The sequence below is a fragment of the Spirillospora sp. NPDC029432 genome, assembly GCF_040703975.1.
In the GTDB taxonomy this organism is placed as follows: domain Bacteria; phylum Actinomycetota; class Actinomycetes; order Streptosporangiales; family Streptosporangiaceae; genus Spirillospora.
Window position 1 is genome coordinate 172310 of sequence record NZ_JBEZWH010000011.1, and the last position, 23421, is coordinate 195730.

Genomic DNA, 23421 nt, shown 5'->3' on the forward strand with positions numbered 1-23421 from the left:
AACCGGTACCTTCGATAACGCACATGTGGGTCTCCCAGCGGAGGACTCACCGCAGGACCAGCGAAATCGCTGACCGCAGCACATCCAGAGGGGGAATACACCATGCGCGGCGTTTCCTGGATCTAACCCGTCCGCGACCCGGCCCCACCCGGTGAACCGAACCCCGCCCCCGGGATCTCCGCCTGCCCTCCCCCGCCCCGAATCGATCACTCCGCGCCCGTTTCCCCCCGGGCATGTCGCCTCGCCGCGCGCCCCTCCCCGGCGTCGGCGTCAGGCGGCCTCTTCCGTGGAGGCCTCGGTGGATCCCAGGGCCGCCCACTGCTCTGCCACCGCCTGGACTTCGCGGCGGTCCTCGCCGGTGGAGGCGCCGCCGCGCCGGACGGGGTGGAAGGCGGCGGTGCCGCGGGTGAGGTCGTGGCCGAGGGTGGATGCCTCGACCTCGGCGGCGAAGCGCCACTGGCCGTCCCTCTCGAACTGGCGGATGCGCAGCCTGCCGGTGACGACGACCGGGTGGCCCCGCCTGAGTTCGGAGGCGTTGACGTTGTCGGCCAGGGCGCGCCGGCAGTTGACGGTCAGGAACATCGTCTCGGTGTCGTGCCACTGGCCCGTCCGGCCGTCGTAGCGGCGCGGGGTGACGCCGACCCGTACCGACAGGAACGGGGTGCCGTTGCCGGTGACGGTGTAGTAGGGCTCGGCGGCGATCCAGCCGGTGACGGTGAGGTGCGCTTCGTTCATGGCTCAACGGTGGCGCCGAGCGGGCTTCCTCGGGAAGGGGAAGCCAGATTGTGGATAACTCAGCGGGCCAGCAGGCTGCGTACTTCCTCGCGGAACTCGGCGTAGCGGGAGAGCTCCTCGGCGACCGGGGCCAGGACCTTCTCGTCCGCGACGGTCTCGATGCGTTCGCGCATGTGGGACTCCATGCGCTCGCCGTGCTTGGCCGAGGAGAGGGCGACCAGGTTGCGGCAGGCGGAGGCCGTGAGGGCGCCCATGCCCAGGGTGCAGACGACCAGGACGGCGACGTACGGGATCAGGCCGGCCTCGCTCAGGAGGACGTTCCCGGTGTCGGCGCCGAGGACGGCGGACGCGGTGAGCACGGCGATCCACAGGATGCCGAGCCCGCTGACCAGGACGAGGAAGTACTGCCAGGTCTTGACCAGCCACCACCAGCCGGGGACCTGGTTGAACGCGGGCAGGGCGTCCTTCAGGGAGACGCCGAGGGCCTCGGGGAGTTCGGCGGCGTGGGTGCGGGCGGCGGCGCGGACGGAGCGCGCCCACGGGGCGGGCAGGTCGGCGGTGACGCCGTCGGTGACGCCCTGGAGGGCGTTGTCGACGTCGCCCTGCTGGGCGCCGATGGGGCCGGTGAACGCGTTGCGGAGCTCCTCGCGGAGTTCGGTGAGGCGCATCCGGCGGAGGGGGTCGCTGCGCAGGCGGGTGACCATGGCGCTGACCGGCCAGCCGACGAAGTCGGCGGCGCGCAGCTCGTAGGCGCTCTCCATGGCCTCGGCGACGGCGGGGGCGCCGGCGGCGTCGGTGAGGGACTGGACGAGCTCGGTCCGGCGCTCGGCCCCGATCCCGGCGGGCGGGTCCGTCTCGCCGCGGAAGTCGGCGAACCGCTCGGCGATCTTGTCGATGTCGGTGTCGAGCCGGGAGTCGCGGGCGCGGCGGGCGGCGACGGTGTCGACGAGGACCTCGCGCAGGCCCTCGACGCCCTCGTCGCTGACGGCGGAGGTGGTGACGATGCGGGGGTCGGCCAGGCCCTCGGCCTCCAGGAGGCGGCGCAGGTCGGTGACGCAGTCGTCGATCTCGGCGGGCTGGAGCCGGTCGACCTGGTTGAGGACGATCAGCGTGACGTTCGCGTGCCGGGCGAACGGGACGATGTAGTTGCGGTGCAGGGCGGCGTCGGCGTACTTCTGCGGGTCGACGACCCAGATGAGCAGGTCGGCGATGCCGACGAAGCGGTCGACCTCGGCGCGGTGCACGGCCTGGATGGAGTCGTGGTCGGGCAGGTCGATCAGGACGAGGCCGTGCAGGGACGCGTCGGCGCGTTCCAGGTCGAGGGCGCTGGCGCGGGCGTACCGGTGCCGCTTGTCGACCTCCAGCCAGTCCAGCAGGGGGCCGGCGCCGTCGAGGCCCCAGACGCAGGCGTGCGCCTTGGACGTCATCGGGCGGCGCATGCCGGTGGGCGAGAGTTCGAGCCCGCAGACGGCGTTGAACAGGGACGACTTGCCGCTGCCGGTGCCGCCGGCGAGGGTGACGACGGTGTGGTCGCCGGACAGCCGGAGGCGCTGGCCGGCGCGGTCGAGGAGGACCCCGGCCTCGTCGAGGAGGCCCGCGTCGAGCCGGCCGGTGCCCGACCGGACGACGCGTTCGAGGCCGTCGAGGCGGCCGGCCACGCCGGGGCCCTCGACGCTTCTGGGGATGGCCGACGTGGTCATCGGGCGACCTCGAGGTTGTAGGTGGCCTGGTAGAGCTGGACGGGTACGGTCTCGTCGGGGATGCCGGCGGCGTCGATGGCCTGCCCGTACCGGATCGACTCCTCGTCGAACAGCATCCCGATGCGGGAGCGGAGGTCGGCGCGGGCCTTGGCGCCCATGCCGCGCAGCGACTCGGCGCCGAACAGGGCCTTGAGGAGGCGCTGCGGCACGGCGCTGGTGCCGCCCTCGACGTTGACGTCGGACGTGCCGTACCCGAGCAGCCCGACCATCAGGACCAGGGAGACGGCTTCGGAATCGAACGACACCAGCTTGGCGACCGAGCGCTTGGTGACGCCCTCGGTGCGGATCAGCTCCTGGACGTGGTCCTGCCAGGAGCTGACGGCGCGGGTGACGCGGCGGGACAGCTCCGGGGAGGCGTGGCCGAGGCCGGCGCCGGGCCCGGCGAGGACCTGCCGGCCGGCCGGGTGCTCGCGCCAGCGGGCGACGGCCTGCTCGGCGCCGTGCTCGGCGGACGAGATGATCAGCGATTCGAGGCCGCTGCGCAGGGCGGCCTTCAGCGCCCGGACGCGGGCGGGGCTGCGGTGCCGGCGGTTGGAGCGGCGTCCCGGCCGGCCGCGCTGGACGCGCAGCGAGCGCAGCAGGTCGCCGGTGCCGGCGAAGTCCTGCCAGCGGGCGAGGACCTCGCCGCGCAGCAGGGAGCCGTTGCGGGTGGCCTCGTCGAGCTCGGCGAGGGCGGTGCCGTACGCCGACTCGACCTCCTGCGCCAGCTCGGCGCGCTTCTCGACCTGGAGTTCGACCTGCTTGGCCAGCTCCGGCACGCGGGTGCGGAAGCTGTCGAGCACGCCGGCGAGGGTGTCGCCGATGACGATGGTGCGGTCGTCGGCGTTCTCGGCGAGGCCGACGAGCCAGTCGCGGACCTCCTCGACGGCCTCCTCGGGCAGCCGGCTGTCCTCGACCTTGGTCTCGGGGACGGTGAAGCGGCGGGCGTCGCCGACGCCGTGCTCGCCGAGCATCTCGCCGAAGTGCTCGACGACCTCGGCGGGGCCGGAGCGCCCGGTGGCCTGCGGTACGCGCGACAGCACGACGCCGATGGTGGCGCCGTTCTCGCGGGCCCGGCGGAGCATGTCCCAGACCTGGGCGTCGGCGTAGCGGGCGGCGGTGGTGACGCACAGCCAGAGGTCGGCGGCGGCCATCAGCTTGGTCGCGAACTCGTAGTGGTCCTCGAAGACCGAGTCGAAGTCGGGGCTGTCGAGGAGGGCGAGGCCGGGCGGCAGCGCGTCGCTGCCGATGATGACCAGCTGGTCGCCGGCGATGGCGTCCGGGGCGGGGCCGCGGACGCGGCCCATGCCGGGCAGCATCGGCCCGTTCAGGAACCAGTCGGTGTAGTCGGGGTGGCACACCAGGATGGGGCTGCTGGTGGTGGGCCGGAGCACGCCGGTGGCGCTGACGCGGGCGCCGACCAGGGTGTTGACCAGCGTGGACTTGCCCGCGCCGGTGGAGCCGCCGAGCACCACCAGCATGGGGGTCCCGGCGGCCTGGATGCGCGGCAGCACGTAGTCGTCGAGCTGGTTCCTGATCTCCAGCCGGGCCTCGCGGGCCTCCTCGACCCCGGGCACGTCCAGCAGGAACTCGAACGCGTCGAGCTGCTCGCGCAGCGCCTCCAAGGCGCGGATCAGCTCGCCCTGGCGCACCTGGACGCCCCCCGCGTCATCGGGTGCCGCGGGGGGCGCGGCGGGGCCGCGGCCCTTGCGCCGGCCGGGCGCGTCCTCGCCCCGCGCCTCCGGGTCCTGGGCGGCCTGGTTCTGGGCGGCCTCGTCGGCGCGGCCCGCCGCCTCGTGGTCGTCCACCGCGCTCTGCTCTGCCGGGGGTGTCACGGATCCCGTCCCATGTCCGCTCGAATCGTGTCGATCTCTCGTGCCACGTTCACCACGTCGCCCACGACGACGATCGCCGGCGGCCGGACCCCGGCGGCGTCCATCTCTCCGGCCACCGTGCCCAGGGTGGCCGACAGCGTCCGCTGGCCCGGGAGGGTGCCGTCCTGGACCACGGCGACCGGCGTGTCCGGGGACCGACCATAGCGCATGAGGGCATCGGCGATGAGGGTGATCCGTTCCACCGCCATCAGCAGCACGAGGGTGCCCTGGGCGCGGCCCAGGGCGGGCCAGTCGACGGTGGAGGCCGGGTCGCCGGGGGCGACGTGGGCCGAGACCACGTGGAACTCCTGCGTGACGCCGCGGTGGGTGACCGGGATGCCGGCGGCGGACGGCGCCGCGACCGCGCTGGTGATCCCCGGGACGACCGTGACCGGAATGCCGTGCTTCGCGCAGTGCAGCACCTCTTCGGCGCCGCGCCCGAACACGAACGGGTCGCCGCCCTTGAGCCGTACCACGAACCTGCCCTGCCGCACGTGCTCGACGAGGTAGTCGTTGATCCGGTCCTGCGTGACCGTACGCCCGTACGGGATCTTGGCGGCGTCGACGACCTCGACGTCGGCGGGCAGCTCGTCGAGCAGCTCGCGGGGCGCGAGCCGGTCGGTGACGACCACGTCGGCCTGGGCGAGCAGCTGCCGGCCGCGCACGGTGATCAGCCCGGGGTCGCCGGGCCCGCCGCCGACCAGCGCGACCCCGACGGGCTTGTGCCGGGAGTGCCGGGCCTCCAGGGTCGCGTCGCGCAGGCCGTCGACGACGGCGTCGCGGATGCCGGCGGCGCGGCGCGGGTCGCCGCCCGCGAGCACGCCGACGGTGGTCTCCCCCACGCTGCCGGAGGCGGGCGTCCAGGCGGCGGAGGCGTCGGCGTCGTCGGCGCGCACGCACCAGATCCGGGCGGCCTCGGCCTCGGCGGCGACGGCGGCGTTGACCTTGGCGTCGCCGGTCACGGCCTGCACCAGCCAGGCGCCGCGGCAGTCGCCCTTCTCGTACGCGCGGCGCAGCCAGGTCAGCCGACCTCCCGCGCCCCGGTCGCGGGCCGGGCGCGGGCCCGCCTCGCCCGCGGCGATCTCCCCGCCCGCGGCGACCTCCACGGTGCCGATGTCCGTGCTGACCAGGTCCTCCAGCGACGGCGTGATCTCGGGCGCGACCATCACGACGTCGGCCCCGGCCGCGAGCAGCGCCGGCACCCGGCGCTGGGCGACCCGGCCGCCGCCGACGACCAGGACGCGTCGTCCGCCGAGTCGCAGACCTAGGAGGTACGGGGGCACGTCGGTGTTCTCTCGTTCGGGGCTGTGCGGTCGTCCGCTGAGGCCATATTCGGACACGTGTCTATGGGGACCAAAGGTACTCGGGTCGGCGCGTGCTTGGAGAGGGCTCCCGCGCAGTCGATAGCCGAGCGTGACTCATACCGTGATCATGTCGTGACTCCGCCCGTGCCCTTCTCGCTCACCCCGGCCGAGTCGAAGGTGGCGACCTCGTGCAGGACCCGTACCGCGCCCTGGACCAGCGGCAACGCCAGCAGGGCGCCGGTGCCCTCGCCGAGCCGCAGCTCCAGGTCGACCAGCGGGCGCAGGCCCAGGTACTCAACGGTAGCGGAGTGTCCGGGCTCGGCCGAACGGTGCCCCGCCACGCAGGCGCCGAGGGCGTCGGGGGCGATCGCGGCGGCCGCCAGCGCCGCCGCGCCGGCGATCACGCCGTCCAGGACGACGGGCACCCGCAGCGCCGCCGCCGCGAGGACGAACCCGGCGAGCGCGGCGTGCTCCAGCCCGCCGACGGCGGCGAGGACGGCGAACGGGTCCGCGCCCTCCCGCGGCAGGCCGTGCCTTTCCAGAGCGGTCCGCACGACCTCGACCTTGCGGGCGTGGGTGGCGTCGTCGACGCCGGTGCCGCGGCCGGTGACGCGCTCGGCCGGCAGGCCGGTGAACGCGGCGATCAGCGCGGCGGAGGCGGTGGTGTTGGCGATGCCCATGTCGCCGGTGAGCAGGCAGCGGGCGCCGCCGTCCACCAGGTCGCGGGCCGTCTCGATGCCGGCGGCCATGGCGTCCCTGACCTGCTCCCCCGTCATCGCGGGGCTCCGCGCCAGGTCGGCCGTCCCGTACGCGATCTTGCGTCGGCGCAGGCCGGGGGCCGCGTCCAGGTCGGCGGCCACGCCCACGTCCACGACCGTGACGGTGGCGCCGACCTGCCCGGCGAACGCGTTCACGACCGCGCCGCCGGCGAGGAAGTTGGCCACCATCTGGGCGGTGACCTCCTGCGGCCACGGGGAGACGCCCTGGGCGTGCACGCCGTGGTCGGCGGCGAAGACCGCGACGGCGGCGGGCTCGGGCAGCGGCGGCGGGCACTGGCCGGTGAGCCCGGCGATCCGTACCGGCACCTCCTCCAGCACGCCCAGGGAGCCGGGCGGTTTGGTGAGCCGGGCCTGGTGGGCGCGGGCGTCGCGCATGGCGGCCTCGTCCAGGGGCCGGACGGCCGCGATCGTCTCGTCGATCGGGTTCACGGGGTGCCTCCTCAGATTCCTCAGATCCCCAGGTCGCCGAGGACCTTGAGCAGGTCGTCGTTCGCCGCCCGGTCGCGGACGGCGACGCGCAGCCAGTCGGGCCCGAGCCCGGGGAAGGTGTCGCCGCGCCGCACCGCGTACCCGCGCTGGCGCAGCAGGGCGCGGATGCCCAGGCCGTCCGGTACGCGCAGGCACAGGAACGAGGCGCGCGCCTCCGGGACGATGTAGAGCCCGCGCGCGGTGAGCTCGGCGGCGAGCCGGTCGCGTTCGGCGGCCATCGCGGCGGCCCAGGCGTCGGCCTCGGCGACGGCGGCGGGCGCGGAGCACTCCTCGATCGCCACGAGCGCGGGGGTGGACACCGCCCAGAGCGGCTGCGCCTCGGCCAGCGCGGCGATCAGCCGCGGCTCGGCCAGCACGTAGCCGGCGCGGAGCCCGGCCAGGCCCCATGTCTTGGTGAGGCTGCGGACGACGACCACGCCGTTCGGGAGCCGCCCGGCCAGGCTCTCGGGCTCGCCGGGCACGCAGTCCATGAACGCCTCGTCCACCACGACGGTGCGGCCGGGGCGGGCCAGCGCGGCGACGGCGGACGCCGGGTGCAGGACCGACGTCGGGTTGGTCGGGTTGCCGATCACGACGAGGTCGGCGTCGTCGGGGACGGCGCCGGGGTCGAGCGTGAAGTCCCCGCCGAGGACGGCCCGGCCGACCTCGTGCCCGGCGGCGCGCAGGGCGGCCTCGGGCTCGGTGAACTGCGGGTGCACGACGACCGCGTACCTCGGCCGCAGCACCCGGGCCAGCAGCACGAACGCCTCGGCGGCGCCCGCGGTGAGCAGCACCTCGGCGGCGGCGCGGCCGTGCCGGCGGGCGACCGCGCGGCGGGCCGGCGCGGGGTCGGGGTAGGCGGCCAGGTCGGCGAGCGAGTCGCGGATCCGGGCGGCGAGCCACTCCGGCGGGGTGCCGGTGCGGACGTTCACCGCGAAGTCGGCCAGCCCGCCGCCGACCTCGGCGTCGCCGTGGTGCCTCAGGTCGATGCCGTCGCCGGGGTCAGTGGACATGCGCGTGCCCGTGTCCGTGACCGAGTCCGTGGCCATGGCCGTGCCCGTGGCCGGTGGGGTCGTCGGGGTGGTCGTGGGGCGTCTGCGGGGCGCCGACGCGGTGCTCGAAGCCCGGCATGGCGATCCGGTAGACGCAGGTGTCGCAGTTCATCCGGATGTCGCCGGCGAGGGCCTCCTCGTACCGTTCGGCCACCACGTCGGCGAGGCCGTCGCAGTCGCCGATCACCGCGGCGGAGCGGACGTCCAGGTCCGGGTGACCGGCCGCGTACGCCCGCGCCTCCTCGGCCACCCGGTCGGGCAGGACGCCGCGGAACAGGAAGTACGGGAGCACGACGATCCGCCGGGCGCCGAGCCTGCGGAGCCGTTCGAGGCCCTCCGGGACGCTGGGGCGGGCCAGCGACACGAACGCCGGTTCCACGCCCATCAGCCCGCCGTCCCCTCCGGCGCCGCGCCCTTCCCAGAACAGGCGGGCGACCTTGTGCACCTCGGCGTTGGCGTCGGGGTCGGTCGAGCCGCGCCCCACCAGGAGCACCGCCGTGGCGCCGTCCGGCTCCCGCGGGCCGAGCGCGGCCCGCATGCGCTCGTCCAGGAGGGCGAGCAGGGCGGGGTGCGGGCCGAGCGGGCGGCCGTAGGTGTACGACAGGCCGGGATGGCGGACGAGCTCGCGCGCCATCGCGCCCGGGATGTCGCCCTTGCCGTGCCCGGCGGCGACCAGTACGAGCGGGACGGTCGCCAGGTGGCGGTGGCCCTCCTCGTACAGCCCGGTCACGACCTCGGTGAGGGGCGGCGGGGACAGCTCGATGAAGCCGCCCGCGACGGTCGTCCGCATCCGGCCGCGCAGCCGCTCGATGAACCGGCCGAAGTCGGCGACCCCGTCCGCGTCGCGCGTTCCGTGCCCGGCCACCAGCAGTGCCGGTCTCGCACGGCCGTTCATCGCCTGTCCCCCTCGTAGTCGGCCCCGTGGTCGGCGGGTTCGTAGTAGAGCAACGCGTTGGCGGCCGCCGCGGCGACGGCGGATCCGCCCTTCTCGGAGACGTTGCTGAGCTGCGGGAGGCCGCTGGCGCGCAGCGCCTCCTTGGATTCGGCGGCGCCGACGAAGCCCACCGGCATCCCGATGACCAGGGCGGGCGTCACCCGGCGGTTGATGATCTCGAACAGCGCGGTGGGGGCGCACCCGACGACCCAGACGGCACCCGGGCCGACCTCGGCGTACGAGAGCCGGACCGCCGCGGCGGAACGGGTGATGCCGGCGGCCCGCGCCATCCGGGCCGCGGCGGGGTCGTTCACGTGGCAGACGGGCTCGCGGGCGGTGATGCCGGCGGCGACCATGCCGACGTCGGCGACGATCGGCGCCCCGGCGCGCAGCGCGTCCAGGCCGCGGGCCAGGTGCTCCTCGCGGGTCTGGATGTCGACGGCGTACTCCAGGTCGGCGCTGGCGTGGATCACCCGCTCGGTGACGGCCCGCCACAGCGGCGGCATCGGGCTCAGGTCGACGCGGGAGCGCAGGATCTCGTACGAGCGCACCTCGATGGGGTGCGGGCGGCGGACCGTCATCGGCTCGCCCCCGCCGGCTCGTCCGGCCCGCTCGACTCGCTCGTCTCGAAGCTCCATCGATACCCCCTAGGAGTAACAAATCGCCCGGCCACGGTACGGCTGCGGCTCGATCCGACCAGCACGACGGTGTACATGTCCACCTTGTCCGGATCCACCTCGGCGAGCGTGGTCACCGTGGCGGTCTCGTCCGGGCGGGACGCGTTGCGCACGAACCCGACCGGCGTGCCCGCCGGGCGGTGCTCCGCCAGGATCCGCAGCGCCGCGCCCAGCTGCCAGTCCCGGGCCCGGCTGCGCGGGTTGTAGAAGCAGACGGTGAAGTCCCCCTCGGCGGCGGCGCGCACCCGCCGCTCGATGACCTCCCAGGGGGTGTGCAGGTCGGACAGCGAGATGTAGGCGTGGTCGTGCCCGAGCGGCGCGCCCAGCAGGCCGGACGCGGCGACGGCGGCCGTGATGCCCGGGACGCCGTCCACGTCGATGTCCGCCGTGGCGAACTCCAGCGCCGGGCTCGCCATCGCGTACACGCCCGCGTCGCCCGAGCCGATCAGCGCCACCGCGCGCCCGGCCGCGGCCTCCTCGACGGCGGTACGGGCCCGCTCCTCCTCCTGGCCGAGGCCGCTGGACAGGATCCGCGTGCCCGGCCGGAGCAGGTCGCGCACCTGCTCGACGTACTGGTCGAGCCCGACGACCACCGACGCGCGCCGCAGCGCCTCCTCGGCGCGCGGGGTGAGCAGGTCGCGCGCGCCCGGCCCGAGGCCCACGATGCTCAGCCGCCCCCGGGGCCGGAGCCGGGCGACCGCCGCCGTGGCGTTCGCCGACTTGTGCTTCTCGGCGATCAGCTCGGCACTGCGGCCGAACGAGCGCGCCGCGTGCAGCGCCGCCGCCTCCGCCACGCTCGGCGTGCCGACCTCGGCCCGGACCGCGTCGGACGGGTTGGGCACCGCGACCCCGGCCAGCACCTCGGCGGGGTACGTGACGACCTCCCAGCCGCGCTCCTCGGCGGCCTTGAGGATGCCCTCCTCGTCCGCCTTGAGATCGACGGTCGCCAGCGCCCGGACGGACTCGGGCGCGACCGCCGCGCCGCCGAGGACCAAGTCGATCAGGCCGCCGACCTCCTCGGCCGACACCCCGCGCGCCGAGCCGACGCCGACCACCAGCGACGGCGGCCGGTACACCAGCCGGTTGCCGAACCAGCCCTCGTGGCACATGCACATGATCTCGGCGCCGTCCGTGACGAAGATCCCGGTCGTGGCGTCCTCGGCGTCCGGGCGGACGTTCGGCGGCAGCGCGGGCAGCGGCCAGTCGCCGGCGCCCTCCAGCGCGACCGGCTCGCCGGACAGGACGGCCGCGCCGACATGCGCGAGCAGGTCCGGATTGTGCACGGTGAAGCCGATGTCGGCGCCGTACGAGTCGAGCGGCGCCGCGTTCGTCCGGTCGCTGGCGGTGGTGACCACCGGCTCGGTGCCGAGCACGCCGGTGAGGCGCCGGGCCAGCAGGTTGGCGCCGTGGTGGCCGCCCAGGACGGCGACCGCGAACCGCATGCCCTCGTCCACGCACACCACGGCCGGATCGCTCGTCTTGTGCTCCAGCAGCGGGGCGAGGACCCGGACGGTCGCCCCCACGGCCAGGAAGCTGACGATCGCGTCGCACGCCTCCCACGCCTCGCGGAGCGCCTCGCCCGCCTTCAGCCCGGTGAACTCGCGGACCTCCCCCGGCCACGCGGCGGCCAGCGCGGCGGCCGCGCCGCGCCCGCCCGCGGTGGCCGCGACGACCCCGATCACAACACGCTCCCCTCACCGGACGGCCTCTGCCTGATCGTCACGACGGTCCTGCCGGACGGCCCGGTCCGGCCGCCGCCGGGGGTCGCGGCGTTCCGCTCTCCCCACACAACGAAGACCGGCTCGCTTTCGTTCGCGCCGAACGGGGCCGCGTCCAGCCGGACGACCCCCGTGACCAGCGACTCCTTCTTCAGTGCGGCCTCGGCGGCCCGGACGCGGCCGGACTCCCGGAGCACGGCCACGACACCCCGCAGCGCCCGCGCCGCGCACGCCCGCGCCACCTCCGGCCCGCCGCCGCCGACGAAGACGGCGTCGGGCTCGGGCAGGTGGTCGAGGACGGCCGGGGCCGTGCCGCGCGAGACCGCGACCTTGACGCGGTGCGCGCGGACGTTGCCGCGGATGCGCTCGCAGGACGCCAGGTCCCGCTCGACGGCCACGGCGGCGGCGCCGAAGCGGGCGCACTCGATCGCGACCTCGCCGGCGCCCGCGCCCACGTCCCAGACCATGTCCCCGACGGACGGGCCGAGCCTCGCCAGCACCAGCGCCCTGACCTCGGCGAACGTCCCGAGCGGGCCCGGCCCGAACGCGGCGTCCGGCAGCGCCCAGCCGGACGGGCCCGGCCGCGCCCCGGCGACCCAGCCGCGCTCGCCCGTCTGGCGGCGCGGATCGAGGACGAGCACGACGTTCGGGTCGCGCCAGGGCCGGGTGCTCGCCTCGGCGGGACGCACGTGCACGACCCGCTCGTCCGGGCCGCCGAGGTTCTCGCAGACCACGAACGTGCGCGGCGTCTGGGGGAACAGCTCGCGCGCCAGCGCCGCCGGGCCCGCCCCGGGCGCGGTCAGCACGGCGACCTTGGGGTGCGCGCGGCAGGCGTTGACGGCCCGGCGCAGCTCGCGGCCGTGCGCCGACACCACCAGCGCGTCGTCCCAGGGCAGCCCGGCCCGCGCGAACGCCTGCGCCACCGAAGACAGCGCGGGCAGCACCCGCGGCCGGTGGCCGCGCTCGCGCAGCGCCCGGACGATCCCGAAGAAACCCGGATCGCCGCTGGCGACGACCACGACGTTCCGGTCCTTCTCCAGGTCGGCGTCGATCGCGTCCAGGGCCGTCCGGAGCTCGCCCATGACGACCGTACGGGCCGACGCCGGGATCGGGACGGCCGCCAGATGGCGCGCCCCGCCGACCACCAGCGCGGCGCGCCCCAGCAGCTCGCGGGCCTCGGCGGAGAGCGGCGACCCGTCGTGGCCGAGCACGGTCAGCAGATGGGTGTTCATCGGCGCAGCCGCCCGTACATGCCGACCATCCGCCCGGCGGCCGGCGCCAGCAGCACGACCTGGACGGCGACCGCGCCGCCCGCGATCTCCTCCAGGCGGTCGGCGACCCTCCGGCACAGCTCGCGGCCGCAGCGGCCCACGAGGTCCCGCGGGTACGGCGAGTCGGGCCGCACCTCGTGCAGCGTCGCGGCCGCGTGCCAGGTCCCGTACGCGGCCCGGACCGTCCCGCCCTCGGTCACCTCGGCGGCCAGGTCGCCCGTGCCGCCCATCTCCGTGGTGATCTCGGCGAGCGGCAGGTCCAGCCCCGCGTCGTCCAGGGTGCCCGGCTCGGCGAACAGGATCAGCTGCCCGATCCCGTCGGCGGCCGCCTCGCGCGCCGCCTCCTCGATGTCGACGGCCTGGACGAAGCGGTCCTCGGCCAGCTTGGGCATCATCTTCACTGCGGCGCGCCGCAGCGGCTCGCCTCTGTAGAGCACCCGCGTGTCTTCGCTCATGGGCGATGAGCCTCCCGAAGGCGGCGGCGCGCGGCGGGCTCGGCACGCCGGTGGCCGTGGAAGTGGCCCGGGTGGTACAGGTGCGAACGGGTGCCGCCCGCCGCCAGGGCGGGGCCCACCAGTACGAGCGTGTGCTTCCACAGCTTGTGCGCCTTGACCGTCGCCGACAGCTCGCCGAGCGTGCACCGCACGACCAGCTCGTCCGGCCAGGTCGCCTGGTAGGCCACCACGCAGGGGGTGTCGGCGGGGTAGCCCCCTTCCAGCAGCTCGTCCTGGAGCTGCCCGGAACGCGCCGCCGACAGGAACAGCGCCATCGTCGTCCCGTGCCGCGCGAACTCCCGCACCTCCTCCCCCGGCGGCATCGGCGTCTTGCCGCCGCCCAGCCGGGTGAGGACGACCGACTGCGCCACCTCCGGGATCGTCAGCTCGCGCTCGACCACCGCCGCGACCGCGCTGAAGCTGGAGACGCCCGGGATCACCTCGGTCTCCAGGCCCATCTCCTTGCACCGGTCGAGCTGCTCCTGCAGCGCGCCCCACAGGGCGGGGTCGCCGGAGTGGATGCGGGCGATCGTCAGCCCCTCGGCGAGGGCGCGCTCGTAGTACGGGAGGACGCCCTCCATCGGCAGCCGCGCCGAATCGACGATCTCCGCGTCCGCGCGGGCGTGCTCCAGCACGTCCGGGTGGACCAGGCTCGCCGCCCAGATCACCACGTCGGCCGCGCCGATCGCGCGGGCCGCGCGGAACGTCAGCAGGTCGGCCGCGCCCGGCCCGGCGCCGACGAACAGGACCTTCCCCTTGCCTGCGGTGCCCATCAGAGCCTTCCTCCCCGCGCCGTACGGCGGTGCCCCGGCACGATCAGCGTGGACAGGTACGGGACGGGCCCGCTCAGCTCCCGGGCGGGCCGGATCTCCTCGCCGGGCAGGCCGAGCCGCGTCCCGTACCGGGCGCCGTCGAGCCGTCCGGCCTCCTTGAGCGCCTCGATCACCTCGGCGGCGACCGCGCCGAACTTGTACGCCACGACGGTGTCGCCGGTCTCCAGCGCCGCCCGGAACGCCGCCATCGGATCGGCTCCGCCGGCCAGCGGGACCAGCCCGATCGACTCGGTGCCCTCGGCGAGCACGGTCCCGGAGCGGGCGGCCAGGTCCTGCATCGCGGTGATGCCGGGCACGGTGACGATCTCGGTCTCCGGGCGCAGCTCCCGCACGGTCTGCGCCAGGTAGGTGAAGGTCGAGTAGACGTTCGGGTCGCCGATCGTGGCGAACGCCACCGTCGCGGCGCCCTCGTCGAAGGCGCGGACGACGCGCTCGGCGGCGGCGTCCCACGCGGCGGCGCGGCGGGGCGTGACGCCGCCGCGGTCGTTGAGCGCGAACACGACGCGCTCGGCCTTGGCGGTGTACGCGCGGACGACCGACTCGGCGCGGCCCTCCTCGTCCGGCGCCATGACCGGCACCAGGACGACGTCCGCCTCCTGGAGGATCCGGACGCCCCGGACGGTCACCAGCTCCGGATCGCCCGGCCCGACGCCGATCCCGACCAGCCGCGGCGGGCCAGCCCGCCCGGGGCGCTCCAGCTCCGCGGACAGCAGGCTGAACACGTGCTGGTCCACCCCGCCGCCTCCCGCAGCGCGCAGCACGCCCTCGCGCCGGAACCCGGCCTTCTCCGCGACCCGGACCGACGCGCGGTTGGCGACGTCGATCCGCAGCTCCAGCCGGTTGAGGCCGCCCTCGCGCAGCGCCCACGCCGCGAGCGTCCGCAGCGCGTCGGTCGCGAGGCCGCGGCCCCGGGCGCCGGGGCGGACGCCGTACCCGGCCTCGGCGGCCCGCGCAGGCCAGTCGACCCGGAAGATCCCGATCGCGCCGCTCAGCTCGCCGGTCGCGCGGTCCTCCACCACCGCGTGCAGGCCCATCCCGGACCGGGGGATGTCGTGGACGCCCGTGCGCAGCCACCAGTCGAGGGCCTCGCCGGGCGGCGGCACGATCGGCGGCAGGAACTCCTCCCCGGCCGCCATCGCCGCGCCGAGCACGCCGGCGTCGTCCGGCCGGAACGGGCGCAGCGCCACCCGCTCGCCGGCCAGCTCCAGCCGCTGGTCGAAGGTGGTCATGCGGCCGCCTCCAGGATCATCCGCTCCGCGAACGCGGGCTCCCCCGCCCAGTGAAGGTGGAGGTACGAGGCGACGCAACGGCCCCGCACGAAACCCTCGGGCCCGGCGGTCGTCCACTGCCACGCCGCGGTGCCGCCGTGCGCCGGATCGGTCACCGTACGGTGGAACTCGTGCCCGCGGACGCGCTCGCCCGCGCGGGCCACGACCGAATCGGAGACCGCGACCGCCGACCGGTAGCCGAGCGTCAGGCGCGGCGCCATCGTCGCGGTCACCTCGTCGAGCACTCCGCACATCGGCTGGCCGTCCAGCTCGCGCGCCAGGTACAGCAGGCCCGCGCACTCGGCGTACACGGCGCCGCCCGCGTTCGCGAACGCGGCGACGTCGCGGCGCAGCGGCGCGTTCGCCGACAGGTCCGGCGCGTACATCTCGGGGAAGCCGCCGCCGATGACGACGCCGCGCGTCCCCTCCGGCAGGCGCTCGTCGCGCAGCGGGTCGAACCGGACGACCTCGGCGCCGGCCGCGGCCAGCAGCTCCTCGTTCTCGGCGTACCCGAACGTGAACGCCGGCCCGCCCGCGACCGCGATCCGCGGCGGCGGCCCGCCGGCGGCGGCGACCTGCCCGCGCGGGTCCCAGGGCTCCTCGCGCAGGTCGGGCGCGGTACGGGCGACCGCCATCACGGCGTCCAGGTCGCAGGACTCCGCGACCAGCGCCCCGAGGCGCTCGACGGTCGCGACCGCCTCGGCGCCGCGCTCGGCGGCCGGGACCAGCCCGAGGTGCCGGGACGGCTTCGCCACGTCGTCGCGGCGGCGCAGCGCGCCCAGGACCGGCACGCCCAGCTCCTCGACGGCCTCCCGGCACATGCGCTCGTGGCCGTCCGACCCGATCCGGTTGAGGATCACCCCGCCGAGGCGGATGTCGCCGTACGTCCGGAATCCGTGCACGGTCGCCGCCACCGAGCGCCCGGCCGCCGCCGCGTCGACGACCAGCACAACCGGTGCGTCCAGCAGCCCCGCGACGTGCGCCGTGGACGCGAACCCGCCCTGCTCGGCGGCGCCGTCGTACAGGCCCATCACGCCCTCGACGACCGCGAGGCGGGCGCCCGCCGCGCCGTGCAGCAGCAGCGGGACGACCAGCTCCTCCGAGGTCAGCCACGGGTCGAGGTTGCGTCCGGGGCGGCCCGTCGCCAGCGCGTGGTAGCCGGGGTCGATGTAGTCGGGCCCGACCTTGTGCGGCGACACGGCCGTCCCGCGCGCCGCGAACGCCGCCATCAGGCCGGTGGCCACGGTCGTCTTGCCGCTGCCCGAGGCGGGCGCCGCGATCACCAGTCTCGGCATCGAGGTCACCATTCCGAGATCACCATGCCGAGATCACCACTCGATGCCCTTCTGGCCCTTCTGGCCCCGGTCCATCGGATGCCTGACCTTGCCCATCTCCGTGACCAGGTCGGCGAACTCCACCAGCCGCGGATCGGCGTCCCGGCCGGTGATCACGACATGCTGGGCGCCGGGCCGGTCGCGCAGGGCCGCGATCACGTCCTCGACGTCGATCCAGCCCCACTTCATCGGGTACGTGAACTCGTCCAGGACGTAGAAGCGGTACGTCTCGGCGGCCAGGTCCCGCTTGATCTGCTCCCAGCCCTCGCGGGCGTCGGCCTCATGGTCGGCCTCGGTGCCCGGGCGCTGGATCCACGACCAGCCCTCGCCCATCTTGTGCCAGGTCACCGCGCCGCCCTCGGCGCTCTCGCCGAGCACGCGCAGCGCGTGCTCCTCCCCGATCCGCCACTTGGCCGACTTCACGAACTGGAACACCCCGACCGGCCAGCCCTGGTTCCAGGCGCGCAGCGCCAGCCCGAACGCGGCGGTCGACTTCCCCTTGCCCGCGCCCGTGTGGACGATGACCAGCGGCCGGTTCCGGCGCTGCCTGGTCGTGAGCCCGTCCTCGGGAACGTACTCCGGCTTCCCTTGCGGCATCCCCTACGCCACCTTCCTGGAGGACCGGACGACCCCGGCCAGCCCGTCGGCGCCGAGGTCCTCCAGCCGGACGGTCTCGGCGCCGAGCCGCACGCCCAGTTCGGCCGCCAGCCCGAGCCGTACGGGGCCGGACTCGCAGTCGACGACCACCGCCGCCACCCCGGACAGGGCCGCCGCCGCTGCCGCCGGGTCGGGGCCGTGAGTGGCGCGGCCGTCGGTGACCACGACCAGCAGCGGGCGGCGGGCCGGATCGCGCATCCTCTCCACTCGCAGCGTCTCGGCGGCGCGCAGCAGCCCGGCCGCCAGCGGGGTGCGGCCCCCGGTGGGCAGCCGCTCCAGCCGCCGCGCCCCGGCCTCCACCGACGAGGTCGGCGGCAGCGCCACCTCGGCGCCGGTACCGCGGAACGTGATCAGGCCGACCTTGTCGCGGCGCTGGTAGGCGTCCAGGAGGAGGCTGCGCACCGCGCCCTTGACCGCGCGCATCCGCCGCCGCGCCGCCATCGAGCCGCTGGCGTCGACGACGAACAGCACCAGGTTGCCCTCGCGGCCGTCCCGTACCGCCTCGCGCAGGTCCGGCGGCGCGACGATCACGCCCGTGCCGGTACGGCCGCGCGCGTGCTGGTGCGGGGCGGCGGCGCGCAGCGTGGCGGCCAGGTGCAGGCCGCGCGCGCCGGGGCGGGCGCCGGACACGCGGCCGTACGGGCTGCGGGCCTTGGAGCGGCGGCCGGGCGCGCCCGCACCGGTCCCCGGCACCGTGAACAGCCGGGGCCGGAACGCGGCGTCGGCGGGGGCGGGCTCGCTCTCGTCCGGGCGGCCGTTCTCGCCGGGCGCGGGGGCGTGCCGCTCGTCGGCGGGGCGCTCGCCGTCGGACTCGGTCACGGGACGGCCGCTGAGCAGGGCGTCCAGCACGCTCAGCGCGCCGCCGCCCGGCTGCCCGTCCGGCCGGCCGCCACCGCCGGGACCGCCGCCGCCGTCGTCGTCCGGGCCGTCGTCCTCGGGCGGCCCCTCGTCGCCGCCGCTTTCGTCGTCGTGCGGCGGCTCCGGCCGCGGTTCGGGCTCCGGCTCGGGCCGCGGTTCGGGCTCGGGCCGGTCGTGTTCGGGGGCGGCGTGCTCGTCCAGGATCTCGTCGAGCCGCTCCTCGTCCAGGCCGGGCGCGTCGAACGGGTCGCGGCGGCGCCGGTGCGGCAGCGCCAGCCGCGCCGCCGTCCGCACGTCCTCGGCGGTCACCACGGTCCGCCGGTGCCAGGCCGCCAGCGCGATCGCGGCGCGCGCCGTCACCAGGTCGGCGCGCAGCCCGTCCACCTCGAACGCGGCGCACACCGCGGTGATCTGGCGGAGCGCGGCGTCGGTCAGCTCCACCCGCGGCAGCCGGGACTGGGCGGCGGCGATCCGGGCGGCCAGCTCCGCCTCGGCCAGCGCCCACCCGGACGCGAACCGCACCGGGTCCTCCTCGAAGTCCAGCCGGCGCCGGACGACCTCCGCCCGCTCGGCCGGATCGCGGGTGGCCGCCACCTCGACCGTGAGCCCGAACCGGTCGAGCAGCTGCGGCCGCAGCTCGCCCTCCTCCGGGTTCATCGTGCCGACCAGCAGGAAGCGCGCGGCGTGCCGGACCGACACGCCCTCGCGCTCGACGTACGACTCGCCCATCGCCGCCGCGTCCAGCAGCAGGTCCACCAGGTGGTCGTGCAGCAGGTTGACCTCGTCGACGTACAGGACGCCGCGGTGCGCGGCGGCGAGCAGGCCCGGCTCGTACGCCTTCACGCCCTCGGTCAGCGCGCGCTCGATGTCGAGGGAGCCGGTGAGGCGGTCCTCGGAGGCGCCGACGGGGAGCTCGACCAGCCGCGCCGGCCGCTCCTCGGTCCCCGGCCGCTCGACCGGCTCGGCCCGCCCGGCGGAGTCCTCGTCGCCGTCCTCGGCGTCGTCCACCGGGTGCGGGCCGTCGGGGCAGCCGGGATCGGGGTCGCGCGGGTCGCAGGCGAACCGGCAGCCCGCCACCACCCGCGTCGACGGCAGCAGATCGGCCAGCGCGCGGACGATCGTCGACTTCGCGGTGCCCTTCTCGCCGCGGACCAGCACGCCGCCCACGCCCGGCGACACCGCGTTGATCAGCAGCGCCAGTTTGAGGTCGTCCATCCCGACGACGGCGGAAAAGGGGTAGCGCGCCGCGGCGGCGCGCGCACGGCTCATCGGCCCATCAGACAGGGCATGCCTCATCGTCCTTCCCTCGGGTGTCCACGCCCGTGGCGGTTGTTCGCGGGCACCGGGGCGCCCGCCACGACGGCCGGAGTCTCCTGGCTCCCGGATCGCCGCTCCCCCTCGGCCTTCCAGCGTCCCTGGCGGGACGCCGTGGCCGCGTTCGAGGGGGAGCTCCCCATGGTCACAGTTGCGGGACAGCCCCGGATTCGCACCGGGTTCCTCCGCTTCCGTCGCCTGCACAGGATGGCATACCGCCTGGACCGGCCCAAGTCGCGCCCAGGTGACGGCGCCGCGGCCTCCACCGGGTAAGGGCCCGCCGGTCACGGCGCCGCATAGGCTGTGCGGGTGGCCCAGTCACCCTCCCGCACCCCGGATTCCCGCCGCTACCAGCGGCTGTCCCCGGACGAGCGGCGCGACCAGATCCTCGGCGTCGCGCGGCGGATGTTCACCGAGCTGCCGTACGCCGAGGTCTCCACGTCCGCGATCGCGGCGGAGGCCGGGGTACGGCGCGGGCTCCTGCACTACTACTTCGGCACCAAGCGCGAGCTGTTCCTGGAGGTCGTCCGCGACCTGTCCGGCGCGGCCGCGATGGCGGCGCCGCCGCCGGACGAGAACCGGTCGCTGGAGGAGGCCGCCGACCTGTGCGTCCGGCTCTTCCTGGAGGCCGCCGAGGGCAACGCGACGACCTGGTTCGCCGCGGTGGACGCCGAGGGCTTCGGGCGCGACCCGCAGCTGCTGCACATCGTCAACCGGTTCCGCGACCTGACGGTCGAGCACATGCTCACCGTGCTGCGGATGGAGCCGACCGGCACGCTGCGGGCCGTGCTGCGCACGTACTCCGGGCTGGCGGAGGCGGCCACCCGCCAGTGGCTCCAGGAGGGCACCCTCGACCGCGGGCAGGTGCACACGCTGCTGTCCCGCTCGCTGCTGGCGCTGCTGACCGACATCGCCCCCGCCGTGGAGGACGCCCGGACGGCCGCCGCCGGAGCGGGAGCGGGAGCGGGGACCGGCGACGCGGCGGCCGCCGCTGGGGCGGGCGCCTGACGGTCAGCCCGGCCGTTCCGGCGGCCGGGCCTCGCCGGGCACCGCGAACCAGACCGCCTTGCCCGGGACCCGGGGGGTGCGGCGCGAGTGCGTGCGCAGCATGCCCCAGCGGCCGTCCGACAGCTCGCGGACGATGCTGAGCCCGCGGCCGTAGTCGCCGGACGTCCAGGAGTAGACGGGCAGCCGCGCGGCGGCGTGCCGGTCGAACACCGCGCACCGCAGCTCGCCGGGCGGTCCCGCGTACAGCCACAGCTCGTGCGGGCCGTGGTCGGGGGCGTGCTGGTGGGCGTTGGTGGCCAGCTCGCTGACCATCAGCTGCGCGTCGGCGACGGCGGCGCGCGGCACGCCCGCCTCGGCCAGCGCCGCGGCCAGCGCGGACCGGGCGTGGCCGGCGCAGGCCGGGCCCGCCGGAAGCGTCCAGGTCAGGCCACCGGACGGCGGTGCGGCGGGGACGGGGGCGGCCGGCAGGGGTACGGCTTCACCGAGGGAGGCCGGCGGGTACGGGGCGTGACCGGCGAGGCCGGCCGTCTCTGGCGAGGTCGTCACGGGATCCTCCCGTGTAGTTCCGTGGTGCGCGGTGGTGAACCGCACGGTCACTGGGTGTTGCCGTTCGGTCACATGAGCACAGCCTCGCGTGAGATTCTCAGTTCCGCAACACGCTTCGCGAGATTGCCGTTACCGGCTTGCTCGTATGCCTTGAACGGAACCGACCGAATAGAGAGACTCTCGGCCCATGACCTATCGCCCCACCGTGCGCGGCCGCCGGCTGGCCCGCGAGCTGCGCAGGCTGCGAGAAACGCAGGGGCTCACCCTGCAGGAGGTGGCGGACCGGCTGGACTGGTCGCGGGCCACCGTTTCCCGGCTGGAGACGGGGCAGACCCGTCCCAAGCCCGGCGACATCGCCGACCTTCTCGACCTCTACGGCGTCCCCAGCCCCGAGCGGGACGCCCTCATCAACCTGGCCCGCGAGGCGGGCCAGCGCGGCTGGTGGACGGCCTACGCGGACGTCTTCACCGGCAGCTACGTGGCGCTGGAGGACGAGGCGTCGCGGATCCGGGCCTGGGACACCCAGCTGATCCACGGGCTGCTCCAGACCGAGGAGTACGCCCGCGCGGTCATCACGGCGGGCCGGATGCTGCCCGGCCCCACCGAGATCGAGCGCCGGATCGACGCCCGCAAGGCCCGGCAGAAGCTGCTGGACCGGGACGAGGCGCCGCGGCTGCACCTGGTCTTCGACGAGTGCGTGCTGCGCCGCCCGATCGGCGGCGCGGCGGTCATGCGGGCCCAGCTGGAAGCGCTGCTGGAGTTCGCCGCCCGGCCGCGGATCGAGATCCAGGTCCTCCCGTACGACACGGGAGCACATGCCGGACTTGACGGACGTTTCACGATACTTTCGTTCCCGAACCCCGCGGACCCCGATATCGCCTACGTAGAGGGCACCATGGGCGACGTTTATCTCGAAAGCGCCGAGGCAATAGCAACACATGGAGACCGCTTCGACCGCGTCGCGGCGGCCGCCCTTCCCCCCGAGGATTCCGCGCACCTCATCGCCGAGGCAGCAAGGAGCAGCAAGTGAACCACCCCGATCGCGACCTCACCCGGGCCCGCTGGCGCAAGTCGTCCTACAGCGGCAGCGGCAACCAGTGCGTCGAAGTCGCGGCGCTCGCCGGCGGCCGGCGCGCGGTCCGCGACTCCAAGGACCCGTCCGGCCCGGCCCTGCGCTTCACGCCGGACCAGTGGCGGGCCCTGCTGGAGGGCATCAGGACCGTCTGAGCGAGGAAGCAATCCGAGGGGCCGCGGCGATCCGCCGCGGCCCCTCGCCCGTTCCCGCCCTTCCCGCCGTTCCCGCCCTTCCGCCGAAAGTAGAACGTGTTCTACTATCGGCGCCATGACCTCGGAACTGAAGCTCGGCATCAACACCGGCTACTGGCAGCGCGACCCGGAGGACCAGACCGAGACCGTACTGGCCGCCGAACGCCTGGGCTACGACTGCGTGTTCACCGCCGAGGCCTACGGCTCCGACGCGTTCACGCCGCTGACCTGGTACGCCGCCCGCACCTCCCGGATCAAGCTGGGCACCGCCGTGGTGCAGATGTCGGCCCGCACCCCCGCCGCGACCGCGATGCACGCCCTCACCCTCGACGCCCTGTCCGGCGGCCGGGTGATCCTCGGCCTGGGCGCGTCCGGGCCCCAGGTGGTCGAGGGCTGGTACGGGCAGCCGTTCCCGAAGCCGCTCGCCCGTACCCGCGAGTACCTCGACATCGTCCGCAAGGTCTGGCGCCGCGAGGAGCCCGTGACCAGCGACGGCCCGCACTACCCGCTGCCGTACCCGGGCGGCGCGGGACTGGGCAAGCCGCTGAAGTCGATCGTCCACCCGGTCCGCCCGGAGATCCCGGTCTACCTGGGCGCCGAGGGCCCCAAGAACATCGCGCTGGCCGCCGAGCTCACCCAGGGCTGGCTCCCGCTGTTCGTCGACCCGACCCAGATCGAGCCGCTCTTCGGCGCGTCCCTGGCCGGCCGCCCGGACGACTTCGAGATCGCCGCCACCGTCACGGCGATCGTCACCGACGACGTCGCGTCCGCGCTGGAGTTCGCCAAGATCCCCCTCGCCTTCTACATCGGCGGGATGGGCGCCAAGGACCGCAACTTCCACCTCGACCTGATCGGCCGCCTCGGGTACGCCGAGCAGGCCGCCCGCGTCCAGGAGCTCTTCCTGTCCGGCCGCCGCGCCGAGGCCATCGCCGCCGTCCCCGACGAGCTCGCCGACTCCATCTCCCTGCTCGGCCCGATCGGCCGCATCAAGGAGCGCCTCCAGCTCTGGCGCGACAGCCCGGTGACCACCCTCCTGATCGCCGGTGTCAAGGACGAGCCCACCCTGCGCGCCATCCGCGATCTCGTCCGCGGATAGAAAGTCGGCACCCGAACGCTCGAACATACTCACGTAACGGCAAGTTCCTTACCGCGCGTGACCGCCCTAGATTCACCGTGGGTGCCACCCCACGACCGGGGCGTAGGGCGCGCGGCAACGACCCCGCGGCGGCCATGCGTTACACCGAGTGCCGCATGGCGCCCCTGGCGATGGAGCTGCTGCGCGACATCGACAA

21 protein-coding genes and 1 riboswitch are annotated in these 23421 nt (G+C 75.4%); of the genes, 4 read left to right on the plus strand and 17 right to left on the minus strand.

The genetic code is table 11. The annotated features are described in order from the left end of the window. Window positions 1-270: 270 nt before the first annotated feature. From AB0881_RS12085 to AB0881_RS12160, 16 genes are all read right to left on the minus strand, one after another. Entirely contained in the window at window positions 271-735 is a 465-nt protein-coding gene (locus AB0881_RS12085) for a single-stranded DNA-binding protein (RefSeq protein WP_366616435.1), read from the minus strand. 59 nt (window positions 736-794) lie between these two features. Next, entirely contained in the window at window positions 795-2435 is a 1641-nt protein-coding gene (locus AB0881_RS12090) for a GTP-binding protein (RefSeq protein WP_366616437.1), read from the minus strand. Continuing rightward, window positions 2432-4309 (minus strand): AAA family ATPase, encoded by a 1878-nt coding sequence (locus AB0881_RS12095; RefSeq protein ID WP_366616439.1) that lies wholly within the window; start codon window positions 4307-4309, stop codon window positions 2432-2434. Before AB0881_RS12095 ends, AB0881_RS12090 begins: the two co-directional genes overlap by 4 nt. After that, window positions 4306-5631 carry a uroporphyrinogen-III C-methyltransferase gene (gene cobA / locus AB0881_RS12100; RefSeq protein WP_366616485.1) on the minus strand — a complete coding sequence of 442 codons (1326 nt, stop codon included), beginning with the start codon at window positions 5629-5631 and terminating at the stop codon, window positions 4306-4308. The genes AB0881_RS12095 and cobA overlap by 4 nt, the downstream gene beginning before the upstream one ends. A 146-nt stretch (window positions 5632-5777) precedes the next feature. Next, window positions 5778-6860, minus strand: coding sequence for a nicotinate-nucleotide--dimethylbenzimidazole phosphoribosyltransferase (gene cobT, locus AB0881_RS12105; RefSeq protein ID WP_366616441.1), 1083 nt, complete (start codon window positions 6858-6860; stop codon window positions 5778-5780). 20 nt (window positions 6861-6880) lie between these two features. Next, the gene (gene cobC, locus AB0881_RS12110; protein ID WP_366616443.1) at window positions 6881-7912 is read right to left on the minus strand and encodes an Rv2231c family pyridoxal phosphate-dependent protein CobC; all 1032 of its coding nucleotides are present in this window, start codon (window positions 7910-7912) and stop codon (window positions 6881-6883) included. Further along, a complete protein-coding gene (locus tag AB0881_RS12115) occupies window positions 7902-8846 on the minus strand; it encodes a sirohydrochlorin chelatase (RefSeq protein WP_366616444.1) in 945 nt (314 codons plus the stop codon). Before AB0881_RS12115 ends, cobC begins: the two co-directional genes overlap by 11 nt. Then, window positions 8843-9523, minus strand: a complete 681-nt coding sequence (locus tag AB0881_RS12120) for a precorrin-8X methylmutase (protein ID WP_366616446.1) — start codon at window positions 9521-9523, stop codon at window positions 8843-8845. Before AB0881_RS12120 ends, AB0881_RS12115 begins: the two co-directional genes overlap by 4 nt. Further along, the gene (gene cobJ, locus AB0881_RS12125) at window positions 9463-11244 is read right to left on the minus strand and encodes a precorrin-3B C(17)-methyltransferase (protein ID WP_366616448.1); all 1782 of its coding nucleotides are present in this window, start codon (window positions 11242-11244) and stop codon (window positions 9463-9465) included. The genes AB0881_RS12120 and cobJ overlap by 61 nt, the downstream gene beginning before the upstream one ends. Further along, the gene (gene cbiE, locus AB0881_RS12130) at window positions 11241-12512 is read right to left on the minus strand and encodes a precorrin-6y C5,15-methyltransferase (decarboxylating) subunit CbiE (RefSeq protein WP_366616450.1); all 1272 of its coding nucleotides are present in this window, start codon (window positions 12510-12512) and stop codon (window positions 11241-11243) included. Before cbiE ends, cobJ begins: the two co-directional genes overlap by 4 nt. Next, on the minus strand, window positions 12509-13006 hold the full coding sequence (locus AB0881_RS12135) for a hypothetical protein (RefSeq protein ID WP_366616452.1): 498 nt from the start codon (window positions 13004-13006) through the stop codon (window positions 12509-12511). Before AB0881_RS12135 ends, cbiE begins: the two co-directional genes overlap by 4 nt. Continuing rightward, window positions 13003-13818, minus strand: a complete 816-nt coding sequence (cobM, locus tag AB0881_RS12140) for a precorrin-4 C(11)-methyltransferase (protein ID WP_366616454.1) — start codon at window positions 13816-13818, stop codon at window positions 13003-13005. The genes AB0881_RS12135 and cobM overlap by 4 nt, the downstream gene beginning before the upstream one ends. Continuing rightward, window positions 13818-15107, minus strand: a complete 1290-nt coding sequence (gene cobI / locus AB0881_RS12145) for a precorrin-2 C(20)-methyltransferase (RefSeq protein WP_366616455.1) — start codon at window positions 15105-15107, stop codon at window positions 13818-13820. Before cobI ends, cobM begins: the two co-directional genes overlap by 1 nt. Then, on the minus strand, window positions 15104-16441 hold the full coding sequence (locus AB0881_RS12150) for a cobyrinate a,c-diamide synthase (RefSeq protein WP_366616457.1): 1338 nt from the start codon (window positions 16439-16441) through the stop codon (window positions 15104-15106). Before AB0881_RS12150 ends, cobI begins: the two co-directional genes overlap by 4 nt. 33 nt (window positions 16442-16474) lie before the next feature. Then, entirely contained in the window at window positions 16475-17077 is a 603-nt protein-coding gene (gene cobO / locus AB0881_RS12155; protein ID WP_366616459.1) for a cob(I)yrinic acid a,c-diamide adenosyltransferase, read from the minus strand. A gap of 3 nt (window positions 17078-17080) precedes the next feature. Continuing rightward, window positions 17081-19264: a VWA domain-containing protein gene (locus AB0881_RS12160; protein WP_366616461.1), complete on the minus strand. Its 2184-nt coding sequence runs from the start codon at window positions 19262-19264 to the stop codon at window positions 17081-17083. Window positions 19265-19361: 97 nt separating this feature from the next. After that, window positions 19362-19495, minus strand: a riboswitch (cobalamin riboswitch). A 123-nt stretch (window positions 19496-19618) separates the two neighbouring features. Between AB0881_RS12160 and AB0881_RS12165 the strand changes: the two genes are divergently transcribed. Continuing rightward, complete coding sequence (locus AB0881_RS12165) at window positions 19619-20317, plus strand: helix-turn-helix domain-containing protein (RefSeq protein WP_366616462.1); 699 nt, start codon at window positions 19619-19621, stop codon at window positions 20315-20317. Window positions 20318-20320: 3 nt separating this feature from the next. Here AB0881_RS12165 and AB0881_RS12170 read toward each other — a convergent pair whose 3' ends face one another. Beyond that, window positions 20321-20863: an ATP-binding protein gene (locus AB0881_RS12170; RefSeq protein ID WP_366616464.1), complete on the minus strand. Its 543-nt coding sequence runs from the start codon at window positions 20861-20863 to the stop codon at window positions 20321-20323. Between the two features lie 187 nt (window positions 20864-21050). On the opposite strand from AB0881_RS12170, the gene AB0881_RS12175 reads away from it, so the two are divergent. The 3 genes from AB0881_RS12175 to AB0881_RS12185 all read left to right on the plus strand — a co-directional run bounded on the left by AB0881_RS12175 (window position 21051) and on the right by AB0881_RS12185 (window position 23225). Continuing rightward, a complete protein-coding gene (locus AB0881_RS12175) occupies window positions 21051-21893 on the plus strand; it encodes a helix-turn-helix transcriptional regulator (RefSeq protein ID WP_366616465.1) in 843 nt (280 codons plus the stop codon). Next, window positions 21890-22090: a DUF397 domain-containing protein gene (locus tag AB0881_RS12180; RefSeq protein WP_366616466.1), complete on the plus strand. Its 201-nt coding sequence runs from the start codon at window positions 21890-21892 to the stop codon at window positions 22088-22090. Before AB0881_RS12175 ends, AB0881_RS12180 begins: the two co-directional genes overlap by 4 nt. 115 nt (window positions 22091-22205) lie before the next feature. After that, the gene (locus AB0881_RS12185; protein ID WP_366616468.1) at window positions 22206-23225 is read left to right on the plus strand and encodes an LLM class F420-dependent oxidoreductase; all 1020 of its coding nucleotides are present in this window, start codon (window positions 22206-22208) and stop codon (window positions 23223-23225) included. Window positions 23226-23421 lie beyond the last annotated feature (196 nt).